At 39.9% G+C, this 13,460-nt stretch carries 12 protein-coding genes and 1 other annotated feature; of the genes, 8 read left to right on the top strand and 4 right to left on the bottom strand.

The annotated features are described in order from the left end of the window. Positions 1 to 428 precede the first annotated feature (428 nt). The 5 genes from J7E63_RS05850 to J7E63_RS05830 all read left to right on the top strand — a co-directional run bounded on the left by J7E63_RS05850 (position 429) and on the right by J7E63_RS05830 (position 7,225). Positions 429 to 941 (top strand): NapC/NirT family cytochrome c, encoded by a 513-nt coding sequence (locus tag J7E63_RS05850; protein WP_215010645.1) that lies wholly within the window; start codon positions 429 to 431, stop codon positions 939 to 941. 2 nt (positions 942 to 943) lie between these two features. Beyond that, a complete protein-coding gene (locus J7E63_RS05845; protein ID WP_215010644.1) occupies positions 944 to 2,395 on the top strand; it encodes an ammonia-forming cytochrome c nitrite reductase subunit c552 in 1,452 nt (483 codons plus the stop codon). 432 nt (positions 2,396 to 2,827) lie between these two features. Further along, positions 2,828 to 4,021 (top strand): MDR family MFS transporter, encoded by a 1,194-nt coding sequence (locus J7E63_RS05840; RefSeq protein ID WP_215010643.1) that lies wholly within the window; start codon positions 2,828 to 2,830, stop codon positions 4,019 to 4,021. A gap of 158 nt (positions 4,022 to 4,179) precedes the next feature. After that, positions 4,180 to 4,401, top strand: a binding site (T-box leader). 43 nt (positions 4,402 to 4,444) lie between these two features. After that, positions 4,445 to 6,862, top strand: a complete 2,418-nt coding sequence (gene leuS / locus J7E63_RS05835) for a leucine--tRNA ligase (protein ID WP_215010642.1) — start codon at positions 4,445 to 4,447, stop codon at positions 6,860 to 6,862. A gap of 48 nt (positions 6,863 to 6,910) precedes the next feature. Continuing rightward, on the top strand, positions 6,911 to 7,225 hold the full coding sequence (locus tag J7E63_RS05830; RefSeq protein WP_168245382.1) for a rhodanese-like domain-containing protein: 315 nt from the start codon (positions 6,911 to 6,913) through the stop codon (positions 7,223 to 7,225). A 60-nt stretch (positions 7,226 to 7,285) separates the two neighbouring features. Here J7E63_RS05830 and J7E63_RS05825 read toward each other — a convergent pair whose 3' ends face one another. The 3 genes from J7E63_RS05825 to J7E63_RS05815 are packed head-to-tail and all read right to left on the bottom strand — an operon-like array spanning position 7,286 to position 9,103. Continuing rightward, on the bottom strand, positions 7,286 to 7,807 hold the full coding sequence (locus tag J7E63_RS05825) for a ferric reductase-like transmembrane domain-containing protein (protein WP_251033390.1): 522 nt from the start codon (positions 7,805 to 7,807) through the stop codon (positions 7,286 to 7,288). Positions 7,808 to 7,814: 7 nt separating this feature from the next. Beyond that, on the bottom strand, positions 7,815 to 8,693 hold the full coding sequence (locus tag J7E63_RS05820; protein WP_215010640.1) for an FAD:protein FMN transferase: 879 nt from the start codon (positions 8,691 to 8,693) through the stop codon (positions 7,815 to 7,817). Continuing rightward, positions 8,693 to 9,103, bottom strand: a complete 411-nt coding sequence (locus J7E63_RS05815; RefSeq protein ID WP_215010639.1) for a hypothetical protein — start codon at positions 9,101 to 9,103, stop codon at positions 8,693 to 8,695. The genes J7E63_RS05820 and J7E63_RS05815 overlap by 1 nt, the downstream gene beginning before the upstream one ends. A 151-nt stretch (positions 9,104 to 9,254) precedes the next feature. Here J7E63_RS05815 and J7E63_RS05810 point away from each other — a divergent pair, with 151 nt between their 5' ends. After that, positions 9,255 to 9,440, top strand: a complete 186-nt coding sequence (locus J7E63_RS05810; RefSeq protein ID WP_215010638.1) for a sporulation protein Cse60 — start codon at positions 9,255 to 9,257, stop codon at positions 9,438 to 9,440. A gap of 7 nt (positions 9,441 to 9,447) precedes the next feature. On the opposite strand, the gene J7E63_RS05805 is transcribed toward J7E63_RS05810, so the two are convergent. After that, positions 9,448 to 10,722 carry a BaiN/RdsA family NAD(P)/FAD-dependent oxidoreductase gene (locus J7E63_RS05805; protein ID WP_215010637.1) on the bottom strand — a complete coding sequence of 425 codons (1,275 nt, stop codon included), beginning with the start codon at positions 10,720 to 10,722 and terminating at the stop codon, positions 9,448 to 9,450. Between the two features lie 204 nt (positions 10,723 to 10,926). Here J7E63_RS05805 and J7E63_RS05800 point away from each other — a divergent pair, with 204 nt between their 5' ends. Both J7E63_RS05800 and J7E63_RS05795 read left to right on the top strand, forming a co-directional pair. Further along, positions 10,927 to 12,537: a putative polysaccharide biosynthesis protein gene (locus J7E63_RS05800; protein ID WP_215010636.1), complete on the top strand. Its 1,611-nt coding sequence runs from the start codon at positions 10,927 to 10,929 to the stop codon at positions 12,535 to 12,537. A gap of 28 nt (positions 12,538 to 12,565) precedes the next feature. Continuing rightward, the gene (locus J7E63_RS05795) at positions 12,566 to 13,285 is read left to right on the top strand and encodes a 16S rRNA pseudouridine(516) synthase (protein WP_285289915.1); all 720 of its coding nucleotides are present in this window, start codon (positions 12,566 to 12,568) and stop codon (positions 13,283 to 13,285) included. Positions 13,286 to 13,460 lie beyond the last annotated feature (175 nt).

The following is a 13,460-nucleotide window of genomic DNA, read 5'->3' as shown; positions in this document are numbered from 1 at the left end:
CTAAAAAGTGTTAAAAATCACTTGGGATACTAATTTTTCAATAAAAGCACCTTGAAAATAGAAGGAAGACCTTGTTCATAATTTGGTAACAAGTGTTGTTTAATTTGTGATGTGCGTCACAGTTTGCCCTTTTATATCATGGTTTAAATAAGGTATGGATTAACAAAATTTATCTCAAAAACTCCACTTTTTGTTTGCTGAACACGACAAAAGAACGGTTCATACGGAATCCTTTTTTGAATTATATGTGAACGAATTCACATTTTTTTACCTTGTGGTGAAAGGAAGTGGACTAACATTTTTGATAAGAAGAGGAAAAGAAATTAATAGGCATTTGTGAAAAAGCAAAATCCATTTGGGATTAAGGTACAGAAAAGTACTTTAACTATATAAAGAGAGAGAAGAATTTTCTATGGGAGGTGAAGTAAATGTTAAAAAAACTGCTGAAAATGGACAAAAAGTTTTTAATTGTGTTGGCACTTCTAATTGGTGTGTTTTTATCTTTTTCAACGGTAAAAACAATGGCTTACCTGGATTCACCAGGTTTTTGTCAAAACTGTCATACGATGAAATCGGTTCATAAGTCATTCATGGAATCTACGCATTCGGATTTACAGTGTAATGACTGCCATCTGCCACATAAAAGTGAAGCGGGTAAGTTATTCTTTAAAGGCCGCGCAGGGATGACACATATTTATTTCAACACACTTGGAACAAAGAAGATACCAGATGTGATTGAGGCGACGGATCGAACAGAAAATATCATGAACGATAACTGTATCTCCTGCCACAAGAGCACGCTAGACAATGTATCACATGATGCAAAGGAAAAGTGTATTTCCTGTCACAAAACAGTACCACACGGGAAAGGCTTTAAAGATGACCGTTATAATAAGCCACCTGTTTCAGGCGAGTTATTAGAAAATAAGGGAGGATTTTAGAAATGGGAAGGTTTCGAAATGGGGCATATCTTCTCCTGCTAGCTTTCGTACTGATTATTACTGGATGCAGCAATGATTCCAGTGAGAAAACAGCTTCTGCTGCAGGTAAAAAGACAACAGGCCTCTCAGCCGATGAAATAAGTAATGAAGCGTTTAAGGACTTATTTCCGCTTCAATACAACAGTTACAAGAAAAATGAAAAAATGGAAGATACAACTTATGGCGGTTCTGAAAAACGGAGTAAGTATGATGCTGACAAAGAGCCATTGTTACCAATCCTCTTCAATGGATATGGGTTTGCGACCGAGTATAACGAAGAGCGGGGACATACATACGCTTTAGAAGATATTCGTAACGTTAAACGGATCACAGATAAATCAGTGGGTTCTTGTTATACATGTAAATCTACTGCCGTTCCAAAAATGATTGAAGAAATGGGCGACAGTTACTGGGGCGCTAATTTTAATAAAGATATTTGGCCAAAAGGGGAAAAGATGGGTCACTCTCCAATCGGGTGCTCCGATTGTCATGATCCAAAAACCATGGATTTGCGTGTTACTCGTCCAAGCTTTTATAAAGCCTTAGAAGCAAAGGGAGTAGATGTTTCAAACCCTACAAAAAATGATATGCGCAGCTATGTTTGCGGGCAGTGTCATGTGGAATATTATTTTGCAGCGGATAACAGTGAAGTAACGTTCCCATGGACCAAAGGATTTAAACCAGAAGAAATGTATGAGTATTACAGCACGATTGCCAAAGAGAAAGGTTTTGAAAAAGACTGGATTAGTAATATTTCTGGAACTCCAATGTTAAAGTCGCAGCATCCAGAATATGAAACCCATTCATCAGGAACACATGGTAAGGCCAATGTTTCTTGTGCCGATTGCCATATGCCATATGAGCGTGTAGATGGAAAAAGAAAAATCACTTCACACTGGTGGACTTCTCCACTTAAAACGATGCAAACTTCATGCCGACAGTGTCATGGTGACCGTGATTTAGATAAATTGAAAGATCGCGTACTTGAAATTCAAGAAGCTAATGTAAGTGCATTACACGAAGCACAAGATATTTCAACAACATCACACTATTATGTAAATAAAATGATTACCTCTGGTGTAAGCGAAGAAAAAATCAAGCAAGCTCAAGAATTTATTCGGAAAGGACAATGGTTTTGGGATATCATTGCAGCTGAAAACTCCGCAGGCTTCCATAACCCACAAGGATCGATGGATTCACTGAGAGAATCAGTAGTCCAATCGAACAAGGCAGTCCGTCTTGCCACAGAAGAGCTTGTGAAAAAAGGCGTTAATATGGAAGAACTCGACAAGGAAATCGAAAAAGTGAAAAAAGCGGTTCTCGACGAAAACGTTAATGAGAAGAAAAAGGACGCAGCCGTCAATAGCTATTTTCCTGCTCAAGCACCGGTTGTACCAGCAGTACCAAAAAAATAATGCTAACTGTACATTCCTTAGAGGGTTTAGAGTTCAGATGATATATTTAGAAAACACTGTTTCTTTTTTGAGACAGTGTTTTTTGTTGTGTATGTGGTACTAGGATTGTTGCGGGAGAATTATAGGGTTTGGCGGAATAAACGTGGATTTGGCGGAATATATGGTAAGGTTGGCGGAATATATGGTAAGGTTGGCGGAATCGAAACGTAGTTTGGCGGAATAATTTCGAAAGTTGGCGGAATCCCATCCCAGTTCGGCGGAATCTCCTCTAGAATCCACAGAATTATTTAAAAGTTTCACGAATTTCCTATTCTAATACGCCAGATCATAGCCCGCCAATACTGGAAAAGAAAAAGAATTGCACCCCACTTGAAAAAGGATTAGAATAAATCTTTGGAAATTGAAAAGTGAAATGTGAAGGGGCGTTTTTTTATGCCACGTGCCTTATGGCTCTTAATAATTGGAATGATCGTCAATGTAACAGGCTCTTCATTTTTATGGCCTTTAAATACAATCTATATTCACGACCATTTAGGGAAGTCCTTATCAGTAGCTGGCATTGTTTTAATGTTAAATTCCGCAGCTAGTGTGATCGGAAACCTTTATGGCGGAAGCCTATTCGATAAAATTGGCGGCTACAAATCTATTATATTTGGAATTAGTATTACGCTTGCAGCTCTTGTTGGCTTAACATTCTGGCACGGCTGGCTAGCATATATTGTCTTCCAAATCATTATTGGATTTGGTACTGGAATTATTTTTCCATCGATGTATGCCATGGCAGGGTCAGTTTGGAAAGAAGGCGGGCGTAAAGCCTTTAACGCCATTTATGTTGCTCAAAACCTTGGAGTAGCCTTGGGTGCATCTCTTGGAGGGATTGTTGCAGCTCATTCCTTTCAACTAATCTTCCTAGCAAATACAGTCATGTACGTCCTCTTTTTACTCATAGCGGTATTTGGCTATAAGGGAATCTTAGTGGATTCAGGAAAACAAGGAACGATCGATATAAATGTTCCAACCGTTACGAATAGAAAAAATCTGTATGCCTTATTGATACTGTGTACAGGTTATTTGCTGTGCTGGGTGGCCTATGTACAATGGCCAACGACGATTGCGTCGTATACACAGGAAATCCATATCTCTTTAACGCAATATAGCTTATTATGGTCGATAAACGGAGCCCTCATTGTCGTTGGCCAACCGCTTTTAAATGGTGTGTTGAAACATCTAACCGCCTCACTCAAACTACAAATGATTATTGGCATTGGTATTTTTATTGTTTCATTTTTAGTCGCAGGGAAGGCAACGGTATTCTCAGGATTTCTTGTCGGGATGATCATCCTAACAATCGGTGAAATGTTCATCTGGCCGGCTGTGCCTACAGTTGCTTTCGACTTAGCCCCAAAGGGCCGTGAAGGTTTCTACCAAGGTATCGTCAACAGTACAGCAACAGGCGGAAGAATGGTTGGACCCTTAATGGGAGGAATGATCGTCGACATGTATAACATGTCAGCACTATTCATAGTTTTAATTGTGTTATTCCTAATCGCAATTGTAACAACATTACTATATGATCGAAGTTTAAAAACGAAAATGGTGTCAGGCACCATCCATGGACAGATATAAGATTTGTCCGTGTAGAGAGGACAGTGGGGGTTCATATGCTCCCACTGTTTTTATGTTTAAAAGGTGGATATTTTGTCTATCATGAATCTAGGCGATTGTTTGGGTTGCATACTTAATGAAAATTTAATACAATAACCGTAATACTTTATATTAATATTGAAAAGACAGTGATCAGGAGTAGTAATGGTTCATACCCGCAAATAGAGAGTTGACGGCTGGTGGAAGTCAACCGGGTACATCATGAACTCGCCTTTGAGTTGCAAGCGTGAAGGAATAGTAAGGCTTGCCGTTTTCCGCGTTAAGGATGAATGAAGCGAGTGCAGTCAGCACTAATGTGGGTGGTACCGCGGGAAGATACATACAATCCTCTCGTCCCTTTTTGGGATGAGGGGTTTTTTATTTTTTTTTAGGAGGAAGAGCATTATGAGTTTCGACCATAATCAAATCGAACAAAAGTGGCAAAAGAAATGGGAAGAAGAAAAAACATTTAAAACAAGCGAAGAATTTGATAAAAGAAAATTTTACGCTTTAGATATGTTTCCATATCCGTCAGGGGCAGGACTGCACGTTGGACACCCTGAAGGCTACACAGCAACCGACATTCTTTCCCGCTTAAAGCGGATGCAGGGATACAATGTTCTTCATCCAATGGGCTGGGATGCGTTCGGTCTACCAGCGGAACAATACGCATTGGATACGGGTAACGATCCAGCGGAATTTACAGAACAGAATATCAATACATTCCGCCGGCAAATTAAATCATTAGGGTTCTCGTATGATTGGGATCGTGAGGTCAATACGACTGACCCTGAATACTACAAATGGACCCAATGGATTTTCTTAAAACTATTTGAAAAAGGTCTAGCTTACATTGATGAAGTAGCGGTAAACTGGTGCCCTGCACTTGGAACGGTACTAGCAAATGAAGAGGTCATTGATGGCAAAAGTGAACGCGGCGGGCACCCCGTTGAACGTCGTCCGATGAAGCAGTGGATGTTAAGAATCACCGCTTACGGTGACCGTTTACTGGAAGATCTTGAAGAACTTGATTGGCCTGAAAGCTTGAAGGAAATGCAGCGCAACTGGATCGGCCGTTCAGAAGGTGCAGAAGTTACCTTCTCAATCGAAGGACATGAGGAGACATTCACTGTCTTCACTACTCGTCCTGATACTTTATTTGGTGCTACGTATGCCGTGCTTGCACCTGAACATTCCTTTGTTGAAAAAATAACAACAGCTGAACAGCGTGCTGCGGTTGATGCCTATTTAGACAAAGTTAAGACGAAAAGCGATTTGGAACGTACGGATCTTGCCAAAGAGAAAACAGGCGTATTTACTGGCGCCTATGCCATCAATCCTGCCAATGGGGAGAAAATGCCAATTTGGATTGCTGATTATGTGTTAGTAAGCTATGGAACTGGTGCGATTATGGCAGTTCCTGCACATGATGAGCGTGACTATGAATTCGCAAAAGAATTTAACCTTCCTATTAAAGCAGTTGTCGCAGGTGGAGATATTGACAAAGAAGCCTACACAGGCGACGGTGAACATATTAACTCTGAATTTTTAAATGGCTTGGATAAAACGGAAGGCATTCAAAAAATGATTGCTTGGTTAGAAGAAAAAGGGATAGGAACGAAGAAAGTAACCTTCCGCCTAAGAGATTGGTTGTTCAGCCGTCAACGTTATTGGGGTGAACCAATTCCGATTATCCATTGGGAAGATGGTTCAATGACAGCAGTTCCGGAAGACCAGCTTCCACTGATGTTACCAAAAACCACTGAAATTCGTCCTTCAGGGACAGGAGAATCACCACTTGCAGTTATTTCTGATTTCGTGAATGTTGTGGATCCGGAAACAGGTAAAAAGGGACGCCGCGAAACGAACACAATGCCGCAATGGGCAGGCAGCTGCTGGTATTATTTACGTTATATTGATCCAAAAAATGATCAAGCACTTGCTTCTCAGGAAAAATTAAATCATTGGCTTCCAGTTGATATCTACATTGGCGGTGCCGAACATGCCGTATTACATTTACTTTATGCGCGTTTCTGGCACAAATTCTTGTATGATATCGGTGTGGTTCCTACCAAAGAACCATTCCAAAAGCTATTTAACCAAGGAATGATTTTAGGCGAAGGAAATGAAAAAATGAGTAAATCAAAAGGGAATGTAGTAAACCCTGATGATATCGTTGGCAGCCACGGTGCTGATACCCTTCGCTTATATGAAATGTTCATGGGACCGCTTGATGCATCGATTGCTTGGTCGACCAATGGGTTGGATGGTTCCCGCCGCTTCTTAGATCGTATCTGGCGTTTATTGGTTGAGGAAAATGGAGAATTAAATTCAAAGATTCAAGCCAATGAAGAAACCTCTAGTTTGGAAAAAGTGTATCATCAAACCGTGAAAAAAGTGACTGAGGATTATGAAGGTTTGAGGTTTAACACGGCCATTTCACAAATGATGGTATTCATTAATGAAGCCTATAAGGCAACTGTACTTCCAAAAGAGTATATTGAAGGATTCGTTAAATTGCTTGCACCTGTTTGCCCGCATATAGCTGAGGAGCTTTGGGAAAAGTTGGGACACATTGAAACGATAACTTACGAAGCATGGCCTGCATATGATGAGGCAAAACTAGTGGATGAAGAAGTTGAAATTGTCATCCAGGTAAATGGTAAAGTAAAGACAAAACTTATGGTACCAACAGATGCAAGCAAAGAGTCACTTGAAGGCATCGCGATGGAAGATGCGCATATAAAGGAACAAATTGAAGGAAAAACAATTCGCAAGGTAATTACTGTTCCAGGAAAGCTTGTTAATATTGTAGCAAATTAAAAGAACGGCCCCTCTCTTGGGGCTGTTTTCCAGAAGGGGATGGACTTGATGGAAGAAATTCAAACGATTACACCAGAAGAATTAGAAAAGAAGCTTGAGGCAGGGGAAAAACTTGAGCTTGTGGACGTAAGGGAAAATGAAGAAGTAGTATTCGGGATGGTACCAGGGGCTAAGCATATTCGCATGGGTGACATTCCTGCTAATCTCGACTATTTCGACAAGGATAAGGAATATATTTTTATTTGCCGCTCAAGTGCCCGCAGTGGAAATGTTTGTCATTATCTACAGGACCAAGGATATAAGGTTCGCAATATGGTTGGCGGCATGCTCGCATGGACTGGAGAAACAGAATATACAGAATAACCGATTCCACCATGGAATCGGTTTTTTTGTGTAAATAAGCAGCGCTTGCGCTTTTCAGGGTTAGTGAGAGACCTCAAGCTTAGGTCTATCTCTCATCAACATACCTCCTAAAAGGATAAGCGGCAGGATATTGACTGCAGCAAGTACGGCTCCTTGAATATCTGTACCAATCAATAAACCATGTATCGTAACGAATATATATAGAATCGGATTCAATGCATGTAATTTCCGCCATTTTTGATAGCCTATTTTTTTTCGTGCTTTGGAGGTAACGATCGTCATAATTAAGAAATAAAGGGATAGTGCGCCAAGTGCCATTGGCAATGGCTTATAGTCCGTATTAAACGGAATGAGTATCTCTAACCATTGTAACGAGATATATGAATCGATTAGTAAAAATCCTACGTGGCCAACCACAAGATAAAGGGCCCAATTAGACAGTGATTCATGCAAAAATAGGGAAGTAGTGACCTTTTGTTTTCGCTTTTTCTGAACTTGAGAGTATAGTCCAATGATGACAGACAAATAAAGTAAGAGGTAAGCTACCAAACCTGTAGCGCGGATCATATACCATTCAAACATTTCCAAGTTACTCTCCTCCTCTCCAAATATCTCCGTCTTTAGTAATTAACACAGCCTGGACACCTTTTCTATTTATCCATTCTTGACCAGCCTGTTCTCCTAGTAAAAGAACTGTTTTTGCCCAAACGTCAGCTTCCAAAGCAGTAGGGGCTGTCACTGTTGCCGATACAATCTTACTTTTACTAGGATTTCCTGTTCGAGTATCAATCAAATGATGCGTCCACTCCCCATTGATCCGCCATTTTCTTTTCATGGTTGTGGAAGTCGCTAGCGCACCATTTTGAACCTGAATCGAAGAAATCATCGTTGTTTCGGCAAATGGACTCTCGATCCCGATATTTAATGGTCGTGGCAACGTGCCGAAAATGCGGATATCACCACCCACGTTGATAAAGCCATAGCCCAACCTATCTAATAGCAGTGCGGCACGATCAATCACCCAGCCCTTGGCCATTCCCCCAAGATCGATTTTTGATAATAGGGTTACGGATCGTTTACTTTCATTTAGTATAAAAGGTTGCGAACTTATCGCAGCCATTGATGAAGGGGGAGTTACCGCTAACTCTTTCCCCTTTATCATTTCAATCGATTTCGAATATCCGTGGTTTTCAAGTGTCGATAGAACGCTAGGATTAAAAATACCTTCCGTTTCTTCAAAAAATCGAAGAGCGTCTGATAAGATTGAAAACATCTCACTGCTAACGATGACTTCTTTTTCAACCTGTTGATTTAATCGTGATAGTTCACTATCGGAGCGGAAACGGCTGCAAGTATCCTCTATCAATTCAAATAGCTTGTAGATAGGCATTAAATCGTTAGCAAAAAACTCTTGACTAATAGAGATTTGAACAATTGTACTCATCGAAGGAAACCGGTAGCTAAACATCAGGTTCCACCTGTAGTCGTATCAAAGCCGCCTTGATGTCCCATTCCAGGTCCGCCGCCATTTGAAAATTGATCCTGTTGATTACTGTTTCCATTGAATTGATCATTATTATTCGAGTACTGATCACTAGAATCAAAATTATTGTTAGAATCATCATTTTGATTGTATTGCGATGAGTTACCGCCATCAAAGGATTGATCAAAACCTCTACCATGGTCAGTACGTTGTTGTGTATTAAAGCTATCCTGTGATTGCTGATTAGAATTATTATTTGAGGATTGCCCTTGAGTAAGTGCCACTTGATTGCTCGCTTGATCGTCATTTGATAGACCAAGATAGGATACCATTCCAGCTACTAATGCCAAACTCCCAAAACTAACGCCCCAAGAGATTTTTTGTTTTTTATCCATTATTAATGCTCCTTTCTATAGGTGAAACTGTCTTTCTAAAAAGGAGTTTACAAGTTGAATCTTAAAATAACCTTAATTTTTCAGTCTATTTATTTTTAAAATTCAGATAAGTTGTTAATAATGGTAGTAAAAAAGAGAGGGAGAGAGAAAAGTGATACAGGTTAAATTGTTTGATCGGGAGCATGAGAAGGATTTAGAAAAGGAAATGAACCGTTTTTTGAAAGGGATAGATGAAACAAGCCTGCTCGATATTAAATATAATGTGGCAGCAATGCCGGAGGAAGAAGAAGAGGAGCAGATTTATTGTTTTTCCGCGATGATAATTTATAAGGCCTGACAAATTGTCAGACCTTTTTGGTTTTTGCAGTCAGGGCTGCATTGGTACCAGCTAATCTTCCTGTTACAAGGGCAGAGGTAATATTATACCCGCCTGTATAACCATGTACATCAAGGATTTCACCGCAAAAATATAAACCGTTCATTAATTTTGAGCCCATCGTTTGTGGCTCGATTTCTTTAACAGACACACCGCCGCCAGTGACAAAAGCTTTTTCAAGAGGCAAGGTGCCATTTACTTTTATCAGGAATTGCTTGCAGCTCTTTGAAAAACTACGAATTTTTTCATTGGAAATGGTGCTGCCTTGCTCAGATGGGTCCATTCCGTTATGTTCTAATAGAAATAGAAGGTATCGTTCAGGGACCAGCCCTTTAAGCGTATTTTTAATGCTTTTTTTAGGCTCACTTTTAACAAGCGCAAGAATTTCTTGAAAAACTTCTTCCTCTTTTTTGTCTGGTAAGGCATCAAGGCTCATGGTTACTTCTTTTAAATTCCACTTTTTCATAGCTTTGACTACGAACTGACTGCAGCGCAGCACGGCAGGTCCGCTGATTCCAAAATGGGTAAAAATCATATCCATGCGGTGCGAGATAATTGGCTTACCTTTCGGATTCAAAACACTTAAGTCAATGTCTCTTAGTGATAAACCTTGTAGGGCTTTATTTTTAATAAATGGTTCGCTCGAGGTGACAGGGACTTCAGTTGGAAATAAATCCGTAATCGTATGACCTGCTTTCTTCGCCCAGGCATACCCATCACCAGTTGAACCTGTATGTGGAACTGATTTTCCCCCAACGGCAATCACGATCGATTTAGCTGATAATTTTTGACCATCTTTCAACAAAACGGCAGAAACGGTTCCATTTTCATAGAAAAGGTCCTCTACAGGGCTATTTTTGAAAATCCTGACACGAAGCTTTTCTAACTGATTTAATAGGGCGTCAACGACAGATTGAGCCTTATTGGAAACGGGGAACATCCGCCCGTGATCCTCTTCCTTTAATTCGATACCTAATTTTTCAAAGAACTTAATAATATCTTCATTACTAAAGATTGAAAAGGCACTATATAAAAACTTACCGTTCCCCGGCAGGTGCTTGATGATTTCCTCGATGGGCAGGCGATTGGTCACATTACAGCGACCACCTCCAGAAATAGCCAACTTTCTGCCGAGTTTGTCTCCTTTATCAATTAATAGTACTTTTGCGCCTTTTTCACCAGCTGCAATGGCCGCCATTAACCCAGAAGGTCCTCCGCCGATGACAATTACATCATAATCCATATTTCCACCAACTTTACTTTAATCCGTCACTCCATTATAAACATTTATCATCAAAATAAAACGAATGTGCCCTTTTTTTCATAAATTTAACTTGGAAGTTAGTAGCGTCTGAGAGAAAGAAGTTGTAAACTACTAATAGTGTGCAAAAAAAGTCGAATTATTTGTGAAGAAGCGCACGTATTTCTTCGGGTAGGAAGGGATTCTATGCAGTCAAAGCTTTTAAGAGGAACATTTATTTTAACGTTTGGAACAATATTATCTAAGGTTATCGGATTAATTTATGTTATTCCGTTTTATCAAATTGTTGGGAAACACGGGACGCAGCTTTATTCATTTTCATATGTCCCATATACCATTTTTATCAGTATTGCAACGGCGGGTGTACCGCTGGCTGTTTCAAAATTCATTGCAAAATATAATGCACTTGAAGAGTATGCCGTTGGCCGAAAGCTGTTTAAATCGGGACTAGTGGTTATGTTGTTGACTGGGTTTGTGGCATTCTTAGTGATGTATTCCGCTGCACCTATGTTAGCTGAATTAAGTCATCCTGGTAAAGGACAACTGGCCAATGTTACGACGGTTATTCGGGCTGTTAGTTTTGCATTAATCGTTGTGCCAATTATGAGTTTAATCAGAGGTTACTTTCAGGGACATCAATCAATGGGACCTTCGGCTGTTTCACAGGTTGTCGAACAAATCATACGAATTATTTTTACACTTGCAGGAGCCTATGTTGTTCTGAAATTTTTACATGGCACTATTGTTTCGGCAGTTAGCGTTGCCACCTTTGCAGCATTTGTCGGTGCTATCGGAGGATTAGTTGTTTTATTTTGGTATTGGTATAAAAGAAAACCCTATTTGGACGAGCTACTTGAACATGATAAAGGGACCAGCCAAATTTCTTTAAAGGAAATCTATAAAGAAATTCTTTTATACGCAGCGCCCTTCGTTTTTGTCGGGATTGCCAATCCGTTATTTCAATTTATCGATCAAATTACCTTCAACCGGGCGATGTCCGCAATGGGCAATGCCAAGCAGGTGGCGGATGCGGCCTTTGGTATATTAAATTTCGAGTCACATAAAATTGTCATCATTCCTGTATCACTTGCAACGGCCTTTTCTTTAACACTCATACCGAGTATTACAAAGGCATTTGTAGAGAATGATCAGAAAAACATGGACCGGCAATTAAACCAAACCTTTCAAGTTTTGCTCTATTTAACATTACCGGCTGCTATCGGGCTTTCGTTATTGGCTGAACCTGTTTACACAGCTTTTTATGAGCATGATAATCTTGGGACACAAGTATTAGGCGCCTATGCACCTGTTGCGATTCTTTTTTCGCTCTATTCTGTCACAGCAGCCATATTGCAGGGAATTAACGAACAGCGCTTTACCATCTTAAGCTTGCTTGTGGGTTTATTAATAAAATTTGCTCTAAACATTCCATTAATTAAAATGTTTGAAACAAGAGGGGCCGTTCTCGCCACAGCGCTTGGTTATACGGCAGCGATTGTCATTAATTTAATTGTGATTAAGACATTCTCCGGCTATCGTTTCCGGCTGGTATGGCGGAGGAGTTTATTGATTATCATCTTCGCAGGATTGATGTGGGCAGGAACAGAACTTGTTTATAAATTACTATTACTATTCCTTTCCCCTGCATCAAAGGGTCAATCCGTCTTGCTTATCGTGATAAGTGCCGGAGTGGGCGCCGTCATCTATTTTTACTTAGGCCTGAAATCAGGACTAGTGAACCGTTTATTTGGTGACAGGGTCGATCGAATCAAGCAAAAACTAAGGTTAAGATTTTAAAAATCTTCTTAAAAAGGAGATGGGACAGTTGAGAATTGATAAAATGCTAGCTAATCTTGGCTATGGCAGCCGGAAAGAAGTGAAGCAGCTTTTAAAAAGTAGTGCGGTCAAGGTTGATGATGTGGTAGTCAAGGATGCAAAACAGCATGTGGATACGTCCAAACAAACCGTGACTTTAAATGGTGAGGTTATTGAATATAAAGAATTTATCTATTTGATGATGAACAAGCCGCAAGGAGTCTTATCAGCGACAGAAGATAGCACTACCGAAACGGTTATCGATTTATTAGAGCTCGAGGACCAGGTTTATGAACCGTTTCCTGTTGGCAGATTGGACAAGGATACAGAAGGTTTACTGCTGATCACCAATGACGGTCAGTTGGCACATCGATTACTTTCACCGAAAAAGCATGTTCCGAAAACTTATTTTGCTGTCATCGATGGTGAAGTGACGGAAGAAGATGTGGTGGCGTTTGCTAATGGTGTAACCTTGGATGATGGCTACGAAACAAAACCTGGTGAGTTGAAAATAATAAAATCCAGTATCCTTTCTGACATTGAGCTAACCATCACGGAAGGGAAATTTCATCAAGTGAAAAGAATGTTTGAAGCTGTTGGTAAAAGAGTGGTTTATCTCCAACGGATTTCAATGGGCCCCTTGCCGTTGGATGAGACACTGGAGTTAGGTGAATATCGGGAACTGACAGACGAAGAAGTAGAATTATTGCGAGAATATCAAGTGAAATAATCTTAAAAAGGAAAAAGCAGCTAAAAAATAGCTGCTTTTTCCTTTTAATAAAAATTTCGCTATGAAATAACGTTATTAAAGCGTGAATATGGAATTCTCTTGTCTTTAATAAGTTCAATCAGCTAATTTATGAATCCAATCAGCGAATTTGGCAATTTTATCAGCGAATTTCCTT

The organism is Bacillus sp. ISL-75 (assembly GCF_018613095.1).
This window is presented reverse-complemented; position numbering and strand designations above follow the sequence as displayed.